Annotated in this window: 15 protein-coding genes; 1 reads left to right on the forward strand and 14 read right to left on the reverse strand. The window is 44.5% G+C overall.

Annotation, left to right across the window (positions count from 1 at the left end; all coding sequences use genetic code 11):
* Positions 1–44: 44 nt before the first annotated feature.
* The 11 genes from ACFQ0C_RS02800 to ACFQ0C_RS02850 all read right to left on the reverse strand — a co-directional run bounded on the left by ACFQ0C_RS02800 (position 45) and on the right by ACFQ0C_RS02850 (position 11583).
* On the reverse strand, positions 45–1385 hold the full coding sequence (locus ACFQ0C_RS02800) for an ABC transporter substrate-binding protein (protein ID WP_379363768.1): 1341 nt from the start codon (positions 1383–1385) through the stop codon (positions 45–47).
* Positions 1386–1414: 29 nt separating this feature from the next.
* Positions 1415–2245 (reverse strand): carbohydrate ABC transporter permease, encoded by an 831-nt coding sequence (locus tag ACFQ0C_RS02805; RefSeq protein ID WP_379363770.1) that lies wholly within the window; start codon positions 2243–2245, stop codon positions 1415–1417.
* 14 nt (positions 2246–2259) lie between these two features.
* Positions 2260–3195 carry a carbohydrate ABC transporter permease gene (locus ACFQ0C_RS02810; protein ID WP_379363772.1) on the reverse strand — a complete coding sequence of 312 codons (936 nt, stop codon included), beginning with the start codon at positions 3193–3195 and terminating at the stop codon, positions 2260–2262.
* Positions 3196–3413: 218 nt separating this feature from the next.
* The gene (locus ACFQ0C_RS02815) at positions 3414–3926 is read right to left on the reverse strand and encodes a CBO0543 family protein (RefSeq protein ID WP_379363977.1); all 513 of its coding nucleotides are present in this window, start codon (positions 3924–3926) and stop codon (positions 3414–3416) included.
* A 439-nt stretch (positions 3927–4365) separates the two neighbouring features.
* Positions 4366–6078 carry an adenine deaminase C-terminal domain-containing protein gene (locus tag ACFQ0C_RS02820; protein ID WP_379363774.1) on the reverse strand — a complete coding sequence of 571 codons (1713 nt, stop codon included), beginning with the start codon at positions 6076–6078 and terminating at the stop codon, positions 4366–4368.
* Between the two features lie 21 nt (positions 6079–6099).
* Entirely contained in the window at positions 6100–7161 is a 1062-nt protein-coding gene (locus ACFQ0C_RS02825; RefSeq protein WP_379363776.1) for an ABC transporter ATP-binding protein, read from the reverse strand.
* Positions 7162–7176: 15 nt separating this feature from the next.
* A complete protein-coding gene (locus ACFQ0C_RS02830; protein WP_258214531.1) occupies positions 7177–7965 on the reverse strand; it encodes an ABC transporter permease in 789 nt (262 codons plus the stop codon).
* A gap of 5 nt (positions 7966–7970) precedes the next feature.
* Complete coding sequence (locus tag ACFQ0C_RS02835; RefSeq protein WP_379363779.1) at positions 7971–8792, reverse strand: ABC transporter permease; 822 nt, start codon at positions 8790–8792, stop codon at positions 7971–7973.
* Positions 8793–8826: 34 nt separating this feature from the next.
* Entirely contained in the window at positions 8827–9759 is a 933-nt protein-coding gene (locus tag ACFQ0C_RS02840; protein WP_379363781.1) for a nucleoside hydrolase, read from the reverse strand.
* 102 nt (positions 9760–9861) lie between these two features.
* Entirely contained in the window at positions 9862–10959 is a 1098-nt protein-coding gene (locus ACFQ0C_RS02845) for an ABC transporter substrate-binding protein (RefSeq protein ID WP_379363783.1), read from the reverse strand.
* Between the two features lie 276 nt (positions 10960–11235).
* Positions 11236–11583, reverse strand: coding sequence for a DUF2294 domain-containing protein (locus ACFQ0C_RS02850; protein WP_171652152.1), 348 nt, complete (start codon positions 11581–11583; stop codon positions 11236–11238).
* A 334-nt stretch (positions 11584–11917) separates the two neighbouring features.
* Here ACFQ0C_RS02850 and ACFQ0C_RS02855 point away from each other — a divergent pair, with 334 nt between their 5' ends.
* Positions 11918–12421, forward strand: a complete 504-nt coding sequence (locus ACFQ0C_RS02855) for a Crp/Fnr family transcriptional regulator (RefSeq protein ID WP_258214535.1) — start codon at positions 11918–11920, stop codon at positions 12419–12421.
* 73 nt (positions 12422–12494) lie between these two features.
* On the opposite strand, the gene hmpA is transcribed toward ACFQ0C_RS02855, so the two are convergent.
* The 3 genes from hmpA to ACFQ0C_RS02870 form a co-directional block, all read right to left on the reverse strand.
* On the reverse strand, positions 12495–13709 hold the full coding sequence (gene hmpA / locus ACFQ0C_RS02860; RefSeq protein ID WP_379363786.1) for an NO-inducible flavohemoprotein: 1215 nt from the start codon (positions 13707–13709) through the stop codon (positions 12495–12497).
* Between the two features lie 416 nt (positions 13710–14125).
* Entirely contained in the window at positions 14126–15526 is a 1401-nt protein-coding gene (locus ACFQ0C_RS02865) for a PDZ domain-containing protein (RefSeq protein ID WP_379363788.1), read from the reverse strand.
* 262 nt (positions 15527–15788) lie between these two features.
* On the reverse strand, positions 15789–16790 hold the full coding sequence (locus tag ACFQ0C_RS02870) for a Gfo/Idh/MocA family protein (RefSeq protein ID WP_379363790.1): 1002 nt from the start codon (positions 16788–16790) through the stop codon (positions 15789–15791).
* Between the last annotated feature and the right edge of the window lies 1 nt (position 16791).

Raw genomic sequence — 16791 nt, forward strand, 5'->3', positions numbered from 1 at the left:
ATCGAGGAGATATCTTCTCCTTGACCCCTATACTTTAAGTTTCATTACTTTTTGTTTGCCGACACTATTTTGTTCAATGCTTCGGTCCCTTTGGAAATCGTTGTATTGAGGTCCTGGACGCCAAGTAAAAACTTTTCCGTTTCAGCATTGAATGCTTTCGAGGCTTCCGCACTATATGACGGAGGCATATCCAGCTCTGCAAACTTGAATGTATTCAATACGTGCAGGAGCGATTCCTTATCCATAAATTGCGGTTGCGCCACATTACTCATGACCGTATCTACAAGCTTGGATTTATCCGCTTTCTTCCATGCCGGAAACTCCTTGCCTTGAAGAACCAACCCTTCCGTCGATAAATACCTTGCCACCTTATAGGCTTCTTCCTTATGCTTAGACTTGGAGGATACGGCGATGAAATCTCCATTAACTCCCGTTAATCCGCTCGGATCATCCTTGGAAAACTTCGGATATGGAGCGTATACCGTTTTGAAGGTTGCCGGCAGCTGTGCCGTGCCTCCGGATTCCTTTACCAGCCAGGACCCGTCAAATACCATAGCGATATTGCCTTTCATATAAGCGGCCCGGCTATCCAGCTTTTGCGCGATGATATCTGCATACGGCATAGCCGTTTTATCGATTTGCTGCGCTTTCCACATCATTTCCAATGATTTTTTTGTTCGAGCGTTATCCAGATTCGGCGTTCCGTCTTTTCTATACATCCCGTTTTCCAGCGCTTGATTCGAGAGCACGGGATTCAACAAAGTATTATGAAAATGTCCCCCATATATTTTTTTAACACCCTCGCCTTTAGTCAGCTTCCTGGCATAATCCATGTAATCATCCCAGGTCCAATCCGTTGGTACGGGAAGTCCGGCAGCATCCAAATATTCTTTATTCAACAGTACCAGCTTTGCACTGTATTTTCCAGGTATAGCGTAATATTTCCCATTAAATTTCATATCCAGCATATATTCTTCGGTGTAATTGATTCCTTCCTTCTTCATATACTCATCAAGCGGCTCCAGCATCCCCATGCCAATACGCTGCGTGTAACTGCTGGAGCTATTCAGTACAAATACGTCTAACTGCTCACCGGATGCAGCCAATAAATCCAGCTTTTTCATAGCGTCAATCGCACTTTCAGTTAGAAATTCGTACTCCAGCTTAATACCGGGGTTCTTGGCATTGAAATCGTCAACCGCCTTGTTGATCGCTTCCCTTTCGTTCGTGTACCAACTGTGCAGCTTGATGACGATTGGCTTTTTTTCAGTCGAATTGACGTCTTTATTTTTCGTGTCCGGCGTACTTTGTCCAGAGGAACAACCGATCATTGTGCCAAAGGATAAGACAACTATAGGCAGAACCGCTATCCATTTAATTTTCAACCTATTTCCCCCTACTAAACGTTTGAATTTCAACCTTTTACACCCCCAAGAGATATCCCTTCGATAACCTGTCTTTGCCCAATAACGAAAATAACAAGCAGTGGAATAATCGCTGAAACGGTGCCTGCCATAATAAGTGAATAAAATTGACCATTTTCATCTGCAAAAGATTGAATGCCTAATTGAAGCGTATACAAATGCTCGGATCGAAGAAAAATGAGCGGATTCTGATAATCATTCCAGCTCCATATAAATCGCAAAATCGCATAAGTGGCAATCGCCGGACGAACAAGAGGGATACCGATATATAAGAATGTCCGATAATGCCCTGCACCGTCAAGCTTTGCAGATTCCAAGAGCTCCTTATTAATTCCAATAAAAAACTGTCTCAGCAAAAAGGTTCCGAGCACGCTAAAGCTGCCTAGCAAAATGAGACCCGTATGACTGTCAAACAATTGCAACCATCGATAGAAAATGAACTGCGGAACCAGAATCGCTTCATGCGGAATCATATATGTACATAACAGCAGGAGGAAAAGCACATTTTTCCCTTTAAAATCGATTTTGGAAAATCCATAGCCAGCCATACAAGAAATCACAATGGACAAGCATGTCGTGATGCCGGTTACTTTCAGAGAGTTCCAATAGAAAAGCGGGAAGGGGGATTTCCCCATCCATACAGCTTTATAATTTTGCACCGTATTCCAGTGCTGAGGAATCCATTCTACGGGATAGTTGAACACATCAGCCTCGGGCTTCAATGAGGCAGAAAGCATCCAGATAAACGGTAGCAGAAAAGCGATTCCTAAACAAGACATGATAACGGTGATAATCATTTTTGTCGGGCTGAGCCTCGTCATGCCTCCAACTCTCCTTAATAGTTAACCCATTTCTTTTGCCCATACCATTGGATAAGGGTGATAATTAAGACGAACACGAAGAGCACCAATGCCATCGCCGATGCATACCCGATATTCAAATTAATGAAAGCCGTTTCATACAAATAATAAACGAGAACCGAGGTCGACCGCGCAGGACCTCCCTGCGTCAAAACACTAATAATATTAAACACTTTAAAGGAACCGATAATCCCTGTCACCAGTAAGAAGAATGATGTCGGCGACAGCATGGGAATGGTTATTCGCGTGAGCTGTACCCACGGACTGGCTCCATCCATTTCCGCCGCTTCGTAAAGATCCTTCGGAATTGACTGTAAACCGGCCATATAAATAATAAGGTTAAACCCGATACCCGCCCAAGTCATTATCCCCATTAGAGAAGGAAACGCATAATCTACATCGGCCAGCCATTTGGGAGGGTTGGAAATTCCCATGGAGATCAGCATTTGATTGACCGGACCATGGCTCGGATGAAATAAGACTTGCCAGACGATTCCAATAGCTACAATACTCGAAATATATGGCATAAAATAAATAATTTTAAAGAAGTCCTTACCATAAACCGATTTGTTGATAACAACCGCCAAAAGAAGAGCGAGGATCATGGTCAAGGGAACGATCAGAATGAAAAGCATATTATTCGTAATCGCCCTCCAAAAAATCGGATCGGCCTCTAACCGCTTAAAGTTTCCTAAGCCTACGAATTTCATCTGGTCAATGCCCGCGACAAAGTTCCAGTCGGCAAAGCTTAACAACAATGAAGCGATGACAGGCACCATTACCAACAAGAGAACTCCGAGCAGCATCGGACCCACGAATACATAACCGGTCAGCGTTTCGATTAGCCGAAGCCGACTCTTGCCAACCGCTGCCTTTCTTGACTGCAAACCGACAGTCGTATTGGAATGCAATGAAACATCCCCTTTCCATAAGAAGCTTTTAGTTGATCAACTAAGTTAGTTTCATTATAGAGAAGCAAACTTTTTTTCGTAATGCAGAGGTTTGACCGAAATGTAATTATTTTTACTAAACCAATAAATGTAACAACAACACATCTGTGTAAATTAAAAAGCAGGAGACAAGGGTATCCCCATTGCTTCCTGCTTTCACTTTAGTATGGTGAAACTGCCTACACCTTAACGGCTTCCTTGTTTTCTATTTCAAAATCAATCCTTTTTGAAGAGTTAGTCGGTAATACATTCGCAAATACATCATTAAGGCGTGAAAGTATGCCTGTACTCTTTTGCTTGGCTGTCGGTTTATTTTCTTTAGTCCATTCTTTTAATAATCCTACAAACCCTCTAATTGTGAACAAAGTGAAATTAATCGATACAAAAGTATGCAAAATAGACCAAGATTTCCATTTAAACAAATTCGTCTTTTTCTCCAATATCCATTGAGCTAAAGACATAGGAACACTAAAGTATAAGCTTCTTAGAATGGTTACCGATGGTTTAGTATCGTATGTCGATCTTACCCACAGCACGCTGAGGAGAGGGTAAAATAGCAGATCATACAAAATATTCGTATCAAAAATTTTGGGGTAAGGGCGAACTGGATATTCAATTCTTTTCCTTTTAATAAAAATGGAATCAATTGAGCTCGATAATACGCCTTTCGCGAAAAAAACAGTTAGGTACATAAGCAAGTTTTTTCGTTTAAACACGAATGGAATAGAGGCGAAACTAGATATCCAAAGTAATCTTAACAATAACCTTTCCAAATTAAATTCCTCCCTACTTGGCAACCTCTTATAGTATCAAAAGAAAGGAACCAATCTATGTATTTAAAATAAATCTAAATTTCGGAAAAACAATGGACCCTAAACTACCCGCCAATACTGAATCCACGGAAGGAAGGGCAATGCGGAAGTAATTATTCCTTTATTAGCTGGAAAACCCAAAAAACAGAGGAATAACGGAAGCATTCGTTCCGGTATCCCTCTGTTTTTATGCATAAATGTCCAATTCAGCCAACATAACGGAATTCCCACTTCCGCTATTTCCTTAGATTAGAGCCGGCTGATGGAATAACGGAACTTTTAGTTCCGTACAAAATGCTATTTCTTATACACAATTGAACTAATCGCCGATTATTAAAGAAACAACTTTGCCTTCATTCACATCAATCAAACCATGATCCGTAATTTTCAACGCTGGGCTGACTGCCAATGAATGTGTGCTAATCGACATAATCGGGTTATAATGCTTATAGCCTAACGACTTCATCGCTTTGCGGATCGACTCCAGCTCCATAGCTGTCTGCTCCAACGAAGCTTCCGTTAAAATTCCGCCTACCGGAAGATGAAGATTGGCAAGCAGCTTACCTTCATCTACCACACAAAAGCCGCCTTGATTCTTAATTACTTCATTGGCAGCCAGCATCATATCCTTGACATTATGCCCTACAACAAGAAGGTTGTGATTGTCATGGGAATAAGACGTTGCTACGGCTCCTCGTTTGATCGTATCGCCGCCGATTAAACCGTATGCTCGATTCCCGTTTTTTCCGTAGCGTTCAAACGTAGCAATGAGCCCGTAGCCACTTTCCTCCCAGCGAAGCTCGCCTTCGCGAACTTCTGCCTCGCCCTTATGCTCTTCAGTAAAAGTCGAACCGTCTTTTACCATCATCACACGGCATGCATAGTGGCCATCCGCAGAATCTACTGCCACGGAAAAAGCTTTCTCATCCAGCAGCGGCAGTTTAACACTTGTGTAGTAATGCGCGGGAAATGCACCTTGACTTGCTTTCGGGCTATATGATTCCGCGGCGTCGTATACTTTCCGGCCATCTTTAAATACTTGATCAATCGTCAGCTCCGAGAGGTTGGAAATCAATAAAAAATCGCTGATTTTTCCAGGAGCAATAGCTCCACGATCATACATTCTCATTCTTCTCGACGGAGTGAAGGTACTCGCGTAAATCGCTTTCTCCGGCTCCATCCCCATTTCAATGGCTTTGCGAACGATATGGTTCAAATGCCCCCGCCGCTGGAAGGAATCCGGCATAACATCATCGGTTACGAAGCAGAAGTGCTCGGAAACATCATGCTGAATCAGATAGTCCATCACTTCTTGCGTCATTGATTTTTCCTGAATCTCAATAAACATCCCTGCACCGATCCGTGCTTCCATTCCTTCAATCGTTTGATGGGTATGATCGGAATCTACCCCGCTGTATATAACCCTTTGCAAATCCAGGTCAAGCAGCTTTGGGCAATGCCCTTCGATGATTAGATGCGGATAATTATTGCGGATATGATTTAAAATTTGATTCGTCTTGCAATCAGGATCCTTAATAATATCTACATAGTTCATAATCTCGCCTAAGCAAATGATTTTTTCCGAACGCAGGAGCTCATCCAAATCTTCAATTTCGATAGCTCCACCCGTCGTTTCCATGGAAGTTGCAGGTACTGAGCTTGGAATCGCATAAAACATATCGGCAACACAAGCTTTGCTCGCCTTGATCATTTCCTTCACGCCATCAAGCCCAAAAACATTGGCCATTTCATGTGGCTCCGGCACAATGGTCGTTACTCCATTCTTAATAAGTCCATAAGAGAAAGTTTCCGGTGTAACCATCGTGCTTTCAATATGAAGATGAATATCAATGAGGCCGGGAATCATGTAGCGTCCTTGTCCATCGAGACATTCACCCGCCTCGAAGCTTTCGGCGCCCCGTTTTCCGATATATAGAAACTTTCCATCCAATACCACGGCATTGCCAAGGATGAATTTTTTAAAATAGCTGTTGTAAATTTGCACATTTTCAATCAGCAAATCGACACGCATTTGCTTGCACCTCCAAGTTCACTACTCAACTAAAACCAATTTCTCGCTAGGAAATAGAAGTCGGATTTCACTGCCATTAGAATAAGGCTCTTCCATTTCTTTGTTAACGGTGAAATCTCCCAGATCAGTCTCCACCACGTACTGGTAGCTTCTCCCCAAGAATGTGCTTACCTTCACACGTCCTGCCAATCGATTCGGTCCCATTTCTATTTCCTCAATTGAACCGATAATGACATCCTCAGGTCGAATAGCGCCCTTCTTGCCCTTCTGCTCACCTTTGCCAGGGTTTTTAGCCGCGATAAAAGTATAGTCCTTAACCTTAAGCTCGACCTCGTCGTTTCTTTCTTGTCTTTCATCAAAGGTTATAAAATTATTGAAGCCGATAAATCGGGCTATAAACTCTGTCTTCGGATATTTGAAAATCGTAGCAGGCCGATCCAGCTGTTCTATAATCCCTTTGTTCATAATAGCCACCTGATCCGAGATAGAGAAGCATTCTTCCTGATCATGGGATACATAGACGGTGGTAATGCCCAGCTCCTGCTGAATACGGCGGATTTCCACCCGCATGTTCACACGCAGATTGGCGTCCAAATTGCTCAACGGCTCATCGAAGAGCAGCAAATCCGGCTCGATTACGAGTGCCCGAGCGATTGCAACCCGCTGCCTCTGGCCTCCAGACAGCTCCTTAGGGAACCGCTTTTCAAAGCCGGACAAGCTAACCGTATCGAGCATTTTACGCACGCGGCGATCCAGTTCTGCTCCGCTTACTTTGCGCAGCCGGAGACCAAACGCTACATTGTCGTATACCGACAAATGCGGGAACAAGGCATAGCTTTGGAACACGAATCCAAAGTTGCGCTTATTGACAGGTACACGTGTGTAGTCCATACCATTTAACGTAAATCGGCCTTCCTTGGCCTCCAAGAACCCGGCGATAAGACGCAGAGTTGTTGTCTTGCCGCAGCCGCTAGGGCCGAGCAGCGAAATGAGGCTCCCTTTTTCCACACTGAGGTTAAAATCCTTCAAAATATATTGCTGGTCATAGGCAACCGATACACTCTCCAGAGTTAGCAAAGCCATAAGCGAAAGCCTCCATTATCGTTTGGTAAAATAGGATAGACCCATCAGCCGTTCTATTACGAACATAAACACCGCTGTAAAGATCATAAGAATTACGGATATTGCGGCAATCGTTGGGTCAAAATGGTTTTCCACGTACGTCAGCATTTGTATAGGCAGCGTGCTGACCCCCGGACCGGTCATAAACACGGAAATATCGACATTATTAAAAGACTCCAAGAAAGCGATAAGAACGGCTGCTATTATGCCGGATTTAATATTGGGCAGCACCACTTTGAAAAATGTTTTGAGCTGTCCAGCACCCAGACTTAAAGCTGCTTCTTCTATAGCAAAGTCAAAATTGGATAGGCTTGATGCGATAACTCGTATAATAAAGGGCAGCATAACCACCGTATGTCCAATCAACAGTGCCGCATAAATCGGCAGGTTATACGTCACGATTACATATTTCAGCATCGTAAATCCAAGTACAATACCTGGAATAAGTACAGGTGAAATAAACACAGCATTCAGTAAACTCTTCCCTTTGAACTCAAATCGGCTTAATGCATACGCCGCCGGCATACCTATCAGCAGCGCCAATAAGTTACCAATAAGCGATACGATGATCGAGGTGTAGAAGGTTTTTGTGAACATGGAAACTTCCAAGATATTGCTGTACCACTTAAGCGAGAAGCCTTGGGGCGGAAATTTCAAGACGCTCCCCGGTTCGAATGAAGTGAAAGCAATGATTACAAGCGGTCCAAGCAGAAATATATATACAAGCAGCGTAAACAGGCCTAACCCTCGATTCTTCTCCTGCATCCCTTCTACCCCTTCGGATTTAATTTATTAGCCAGCTTGTTCATGAGGCCAATGACCAAGAACGTAATGACGATCATGATCGTGGCGATGACAGAGGCCAAATACCAATCGTTAAGCGTAATGGCATTTTGATACAGAAATGTGGAAATGACTCGCTGTTTCCCGCCTAACAAGGCTGGGGTCGTATAAGCTGTAAAGCTTCCGACAAAAACAAGAATACTCCCTATAATTAATCCCGGTACGCTTAATGGCACGATAACCTTGCAGAAAGCTACAAAACGGTTAGCGCCAAGACTCTCCGCCGCTTTGATCAGATCGGGATCGATATTCTCCATAACACCAACCAAAGTAATGATAATTAGCGGTAAAAACAAATGGACCAGACCGATTATCATTGCAGTAGGTGTGTACAAAATGTCTAAAGGCTCTTGAATTATCCCTATGGCAATAAGCGAGTTGTTAAGCAATCCCTTTTTGCCCAAAATGATCATCCAGCTGAAGGAACGAACAACCGAGCTTGTAAGCAGTGGAAAAATAGCCAGCGCAAGCAGAATCGCCTTTTGCCTAATAGAACGTCTGGAGATGTAATACGCAACAGGAAACCCTATAACTATGCACAACAACGTAGTGAATAGGCTGACACGCAATGTGGTCGCCAGAATTTTAAGGAAATAAGGATCCTTGAAAAAGTGCATATACCCTTCAAAGGTAAATGCTCCTTTATTGAAAAAGGTTGAGCCAATCGTCAGAAGAATCGGCACTACCATGAACACCGTCAGAAACAGCAGACCCGGTATCAATAATAAATATAAATACGTTCTCTTCATGTAACTTTTCTCCTGTTCCTTGAGTTAGCTTTCGCTAGGCACGCAGAGCCCGGGTAAATAGCTGGAGAAATTCGTCTGCCCTTACCTCGAGGCAAACCTGGACATTCGGCTCCCTGGACAAGCGATTCTGGAAATCACATACCGTTTGCCCATCGCAAAGCTCGCTTTTCGTTTCCACATCCACATAATAAGGTTTTGTGGTAACCAATGTCCGGTCGATAGCTACACCTACAGCCAGCGGGTCATGCAATGCACAAGCTCGGACACCATACCGCTCGTAGTAGCGCTTCATATAATCGGCCGTGCTTTCCTTGACATAGCGGCTGATTGGAGTATCTCCCAGGGATTGAATATGCTCCTCCGTCAGCAATGCCTTCCGCGTAACGTCCAAACCAACAAGCGTTAAGGAAGGGAAGCCGGCTTGAAGAACAATCTTCGCTGCTTCAGGATCTACATAGATGTTATACTCCGCAGTCGGGGTTACATTTCCGAAGCTCGCCACTACACCGCCCATTACTATGACTTCCTTCACTTCATGAACCAAGGCAGGATATTTCATCACAGCAAGTGCCAGATTTGTCAGAGGCGCGGTCATTATCAAGGTAACTTCCCCAGGTTGACGTCTTACCTGTTCAATAATGAAATCAGTGGCATGCCCCTCTTGAACGGTTTTAAGAACCGGCATTTCGCTTAAGGCTCCACCTAGTCCGTCCTGTCCATGAACCCGATGCTCAAAATAGGACGTACGCATTAGCGGCTTATCTGCCCCTCGAATGACAGGAATCTCTTGCTCCACTCCAGCCAGCTGCAAAATTTTGCATGTATTTACAGTCGCCTGATCCAAGGATACGTTGCCATTCACTGTGGTGATTCCCAGTATATCCAGCTGCCCGCAACGGATCGCCAGTAAAATGCCAAGGGCATCATCTATTCCTGTATCCACGTCGAGGATGACTTTCTTCTTCATTATATTTCCCCCCTTATTAATAGCCGTGACAGAACAGATAACAAGGGTACATGCTCTGTCATGCTAGATCATATACCCTTGCACTTCTATATTATTGAGCTCTTATTGGGTTACTTCACGATTCCAACGGTCGATCCAGGACTTTAGGTTCTGGTTTACAGCTTTCATATCCAATTTGCGAAGCTTGCTCACAACATCAGCGCCGTAAGTGATTCCAGTTGCTTCTTCAGGAGACAATTTCAGCGTTGTGTTGACCGGAGAATCTACTTTGGCTTTAGCCGACTTCTCTTGTACTTCTTTGCTCAAATGCCAGTTGATGAAATCTTCCGCTACTTGCTTGCTTTTGCTTCCTTTAATCACATTGACTGTATTCATGATGGCGTAACCGCCCTCTTGCGGTGTAATAAACTTTGTATCCGGTACTGCAGTTTTCAAATCTTTAACGTACATTTCCATAATCGGTCCGGCAGCAATTTCGCCTTGTGCATACATGTTCACGAATTCGGAGGTTTGGCTGTAATACTTAACAACCCCTTTGTTCAATTCCTTGATCTTTGCAAAAGCCTGGTCCGCATTAAATGCAGTATTGCCAGCTACAACAGATGCTGCATCCAAAATCATCGGTCCGCTTGTGGATGTGATGTTAGGCAGAGTCAGCTTCTTAGTAAGCTCAGGACTCCACAGGTCGCTCCATGATTTGATTTCTTTACCCGCGGCTTTTGGGCTATAGGCGATACCCAATTGACCGATGGTATACGCTGGACCATAATCTTCACCAAGCGGAGCTTTGGCCAGATCATAAATATCCTTCAGGTTTGGAATGCGGCTGCGGTCGATTTTATCGAACAAGCCTGCTTCAATACCTTGCTGTGCATAATAATCGGATAAATAAATAAGATCCACGCTTGAGCTGCCTTGTTTAACTTTGTTAAGACGCTCTGCATTGTTGCCGGTTTCCAGTACGATTTGTACATTATGTTCCTTCTCGAACGGTGCGTATACTTCTTTCTTAAAGAAATCATCGGAGAAACCCCATGTGGAAATAACCAGCTTGGTTGGTTCGCCCTTCGGTGCAGGTGCTGGTGCAGGTGCAGCACCGCCTGCTGTATTCCCTTGCTCTTTGGCTGGAGCTCCACATCCCGTCAAAGCCATTCCTACCACGGTTAAGGAAAGCAGCCCTTGCAACATTCTCTTTTTCATAATCATCGTCCTCCCATTTTTTGTATACATATATAATTTGAATCGTGAATCCTGTTTTATAATACTAGTATCCTTTCCATATCCCGGAATATACACGGAGTGCCAAACGATACCAATAAAACAACCTTCTTATGTACTAAAAAAAACAAAAAGTACCCTTGATAGAATAAAATCTTCTAACAAGAGCACTTTTCATTGTAAACAATGCAAAGAGACATCCGTTTCATATCATGTGGTTTCCTCTTAAGATAGATCAAAAGAGAAACGCCGACTGGACTATTCAGTTTGTTTAAGAATAATGTTCGTAATGGCCCATTGTGTCGGTGGATCATAATCCCTTAATACGGCTTCGATGGATAGGCCCATTTCGAGCTCCAGCTTCTCCCGGATTTTCTTCTTGTAAATGGAGGACATATAAAAATCAACCTCATGCTTCAGCGTCGGGGCTTCTCCCTCTAAAGCTGAAGAGCGCGGAGAACGGCGATGCTTGGCATGAATCGTAATGATGTTATGATCCAATGATGCCTTTAGCAGCGTAGTGCCAAATCCGAACAGCTCCTTGGCAATCTCGTTATAGAGGTGACACAGCTTCTTCCTGTTTTCACTAGAATCTATTAGCGGCATGGGATCACCTTCTGGAGCATTTTTTGACCCATAATCATATAATCTATTTGTATATAATACATAGAATTCAACAATTTATCAAGCAATCGTTCGTCTTTTTATATAAAAAAAGCTGATTTTCATTCTGTTTTCATAAAAGAGTGACTGTTTCCCGAATGGGCTAGTAAAATAAGGATAATTTCGCTATTTTTGCTCCACATTTTAACCTGATATAATAAATAAAGAACCTGCAAAAAGCGAGCAGCCCATTAGTTCAGACTCTCGCTTTTTTACATAGACTAGTATTTAAGATGCCAGCTTTTCTGTTGAAAAGCTCCAAGGAGGCTATAGGAATATGATTTTACACAGGGGAGAAACGTTGTTTAGGCAAGGAGAATCTGGCCCGCTCTACCATCTGAGAAAAGGTCTCCTGAAAATTACCCGAATTCATGAGGATGGTAATTCTGTACTGTTGAATATCATTGTGCCCGGAGAAATTATCCCCCATCATTCGCTCATTAGTCCAAATCCTTATAATGGAACAGCCGTCGCGCTCGTTACCTGCGAAGTTATAATGCTTCCAGCGGCAGATTGGTATATCGAAAATGAGCGTGATCCTGAGAAGTGCCGCGCCATCGCTCTGCAGCTGCAAGAGAAGCTTCGTATGATGCAGCAGCGTATCGATCAGCTTACCGAAACCGCTCCACTCGAGAGACTGCGTAAGCTGCAGCTCTGGTTCCAGGCTTATATCGGACCAGGCAAGCTGACCGATGTGCTAACGCAGGATGAGATCGGTCAGTTCATCGGGCTTCGCCGGGAAACGGTTAATCGGCTGCTGCGGATCAATCCGCTTCAGTAAGCGACCTTATTAGCGGCTGATTTGGCTTGGGAGTGACATTTATATGCAATGAAGGAACTGTAAAGTATACCTTCTACAATGTGCTCGCCGGACCAAAAAATTCATAATGAATGTTCGTCTCACGAACTCCCCACTCTTTAAGTATTTCATTGACAGCCTTCATAAAAGGTATCGGTCCGCAAAAATAAAAGCTGGACTCCTTAGTGCCGACAACGCTTGTCAGCCATGGAAAATCAATTAAACCTTCTTTATGAAATGAGTTTGCCACCCGATCCCGCTCCGTTGGTTTGGCATAGCACCAATAGACGGATAATTGCGGATGCTCAAGCGCAAGCTCCTCCACATGCTCGCGCATCGCGTGCATATCTCCATGTTGAGCGGCATGGATGAAGGTCACGGGACGGCTCGGATCTGTTTCTGCCAATGTGTTCAGCATGCTGATCATCGGAGTTAATCCCACCCCTCCGCTTATTAATACTACGGGCTTGGCATCCTGCTGCTCCAAAGTAAAATCGCCTGCCGGCGCAGAGATTGCAAGAACATCTCCTTCTTTAACCTGCTCATGCAAAAATACCGAAACCTTTCCAGCGGGACGCCCCTGGATCAAATCTTCCCTTTTAACCGAAATTCTATAATAAGGTTTCCCTGATGCATCTGAGAGGCTGTATTGACGAATATGAGTATGGGGATCGCCTGGGATTTGTAGGTTTACACTAATATATTGACCCGGTTTAAAAGCTGCAATCGCTCCGCCATCCTGCGGAACCAAGTAAAAGGAAGTAATTACGTCGCTCTCCTGTACCTTGCGTGCTACCCGGAATGGCCTAAACTCAGCCCACCCTCCATACTGCCCTTGCGATTGCTTATACATATCAGCCTCAACACTAATGAATACATCGGCAATAACGTTATAGGCTTCTCCCCAAGCTCGCAGAATCTCAGCATTAGCCGCCTCGCCCAGCACTTCTTGAATGGCTGCTAGCAGATGCTCCCCTACAATTGGATAGTGCTCGGCTCGGACACCTAAACTCCGATGCTTATGGGCAATCTGTTTAACTACCGGCAATATAGCTTCTAATTTATCTATATGCTGTGCAGCTGCGTATACTGCATTAGCTAATGCAGTCTGCTGCTTGCCTTGCTTTTGGTTAGCATGATTGAAAATATTCAGCAGCTCGGGATGATTGGCAAATAGAAGCTCATAAAACTTTTTGGTGATAGCCGTTCCATGCACTTCCAGAACAGGTACTGTAGACTTTATGGTTTGTATAGTTTTTTCACTTAGCATTGGATTCGCTCCTTTGAAGTCACTTGATATGACTGTAAGTATAAACGAAGGAACGGCCCCCCCTTAGTGATCTCAATCACATCAAAAGGCAACGATTTGTGACCGGTTCGCGTGATATACTAAATAGTCCTGAACAGGCTGCAAGATGCTGCATCGAGGATTCAATTAATAGCGGAAGCCATCATTCCGGTATTCCCAAAAAGAACATAAAAACGAAGAGATAGAGGAACCATTCGTTCCTCTATCTCTTCGTTTTTACGTATAAGCTGCACTTTCTTCCTAATAACGGAATTAACGATTCCGCTATCGTCTCGAATTTGGCGAAGAAGATGGAATAACGGAACTTTCTGCTCCGCAGCGGTAATTCTCAGTTCATTCCATGGCAGCACTCGTATTAGGTTTGCGCCGCGGTCTTCCTAAGCACCTTTAAAACAGGAAGAGCTGCCCTCTTGTTTAGGATGCAACCTCAACCAATTCAACATATCATCCAAAGTACGAACAGGTACGATTTGCAGTCCTGGCGCTCCTTTTCTCGCATCCTGCTCATTGGAATAAGGCACAAAAAACACATCTATCCCTGTCCTGCTTACGGTATAAGCTTTTTGCTCCAATCCGCCGACAGCACCTACTGAACCGTCCGCCTCGATCGTTCCAGTTCCCGCTACCTTGTTTCCATAAGTTATGCCGCATGGGCTTAGCTGATCGATCAATGTAAGGGCAAGCATAGCCCCATGTGACGGGCCTCCTTCATGAAGCAAAAAGCTGCGATAGTTAACGGTTTGTGGAATATCATATTGCAGTTTATTGCTAACAATAATTCCAAAAGCAGCCCTGCTTGGGTCGGTAGGATTTACCTGAGTTTTTGTTCGAAAAGTCACCGGTTTAGCATCGCGCAGCACTTGAACCTCCACCTCGCTGCCAGGCGTCACCGATACCATGAACTCCGTCAGTTCCTGAGCACTCGAAATTTTATGCCTGTTGATTGCCTCTATCACATCACCTGGCTGGAGGATGCCTTCAACAGGACTGTTTTTCGTAGTAGCCGTGATAATAACTCCAGTCGAGGTGATACCTTTTCCCAGTCCAAGCTTCTGAAAAGCAATGGCGCTCCCCGCAGCGTTGGCATCCTCCTTCATGATTCGTACTTGTTTGTTGTATTCCCCCAAAGAAACCTGAAGTTTATTAACTTCAATCCCGTAATGAGGCAGTAGCTTCGCATATATCCAATCGATTGGGAAGGCAGGCCTTTCAAACACGAGGACGCCTGTTATTGCTCCATGCTCGCTTGCTCCAGAGGCCTGTGCATACCTGTTCATATTGACGGTTAATCCCGGGTAGGTGACCAAATAACCCGTTGGGCAGCATAAAACAACCAGCAAACCAATCGTTACAATAAACGTCCACAAGCTGCGAACGGGTATTCTTCGATTTTTTCTTTCACTAAGCATTAAATCAACAAAAATGAGCAACCAGGCTGCAGCCAAAGCACTCATCCAGTACTCCAGCTGTTTGGGCTGCGTAAGCATAAAGAACAGTGCAACTGCTCCAGCGGCGAACACGGCTGCGCTTCTTAATAGAGCTGCAGCTGCATGATGAGTTGCATGATTACGCAGCATAGCTAAGATAATCAGTACTGATGCTGACATCCATAATAATGGAATAAGTGCAACCACATAAACTAATAAATCCAGAGCTTCAATCCAATAAAACCCAGTTCCGAATCGCAGTGGATCAGGCAGCCAAATTAACTCCCCTGCTACAATTAACAATAGAGTCAAAGCCATACCCGAATAATAAAGTCGCTGCGCAAACCGCAATAGCAATTCCCCCAATTAATCTCATTTTTCAATTGTTCTTTTCATTTGCTCTTTCAAAGTATAAACCTTTTTTCGGAATCCATGCTAAAAATTCCCCACAAAGTTGGGGTCTTGCTTCGAAGTTGATTCAGATACTTTGCATGGAGCCCCGGAACAGATAAATTCTGGCGTAAAAAAAGAAAAGTCAGTCCCGCACATCGGCGGCTGACTTTCCTTCATTCCTTGAAGTCCCAGCTAAAGGAGCATTCCCATACCCGACAGCTTATGCCTCCAACAGCTCGCTTATCGCAATCGTATCTTTGCGCTTCACCGATTCGTAAGCTGCAAGCGCGACAGCTGTCGCCTGCAGACCATCCTCTCCGGTAATCGGGACCCTATGACCTTCAGCTATGGACTGAACGAACGCATGCACCAAATAGCTATCCATTCGATCACCCCAGTAGCTCCATTGAGCCTTAAGCTTATCATCCTCGTAGATCTCGTTTTTCTGGGCAAAAGCATCAACGCTAATTACACCTTCCGTGCCGATGATTTCCATTGTAACATCACCCCAGAACGGGAACGATTTGCTGCGTGACCAACTCGTATCGATAACGCCTACTACGCCGCTGTCAAATTGGATATGTACCATCCCTGCATCCTCTACAGGGATGTCGTGAAACAGCTTGCCCGATTCTGCATAGACGGTAGCCGGTTCGCTGCGGACTATCCAGCGCATCAAATCCATGACATGGACCGTATGGTCAAGGATAGCACCGCCACCTGACAAGACGGGGTCAATGAACCATCTCCCCGGCATCGTGCCGCGGTTCGTTCCTTTGACTGCTATGATACTGCCGATTTCGCCGCGGTCTATTGCTTGCTTGGCTTCGATCACAGCCGGCAAATAGCGGCAGGGGAATGCTGTCATTAGTTGAACCTGGTTACGCTCACATGTGTCGATCATTAAGCGCATCTCACTGACAGTTATCCCTAACGGCTTCTCGCATAACACATGCTTGCCGGCATTCGCGGCATCCATCGTAATGCGGGCGTGGTGTACGTTCTCCGAGCATATGATCACCGCGTCCAAATCAGCGGCCAGGAGAGCATGATAATCTTCGTAATAAGCGATTCCATGATTGCCGGTTACAGCTTCAACGCGTGCTCTGTCTTCGTCGGCAATACCTACAATTTCAACCTCCGGCATCACTAGCAGCTCTTGTAAATAGCTGTTGGCATGAGAGTGCGCGAAGCTGATCATCCCTATTTTTACTTTAGTCATT

This window comes from Paenibacillus sp. GCM10027630 (genome assembly GCF_042676305.1).
Classification (GTDB): Bacteria; Bacillota; Bacilli; order Paenibacillales; family NBRC-103111; genus Paenibacillus_S.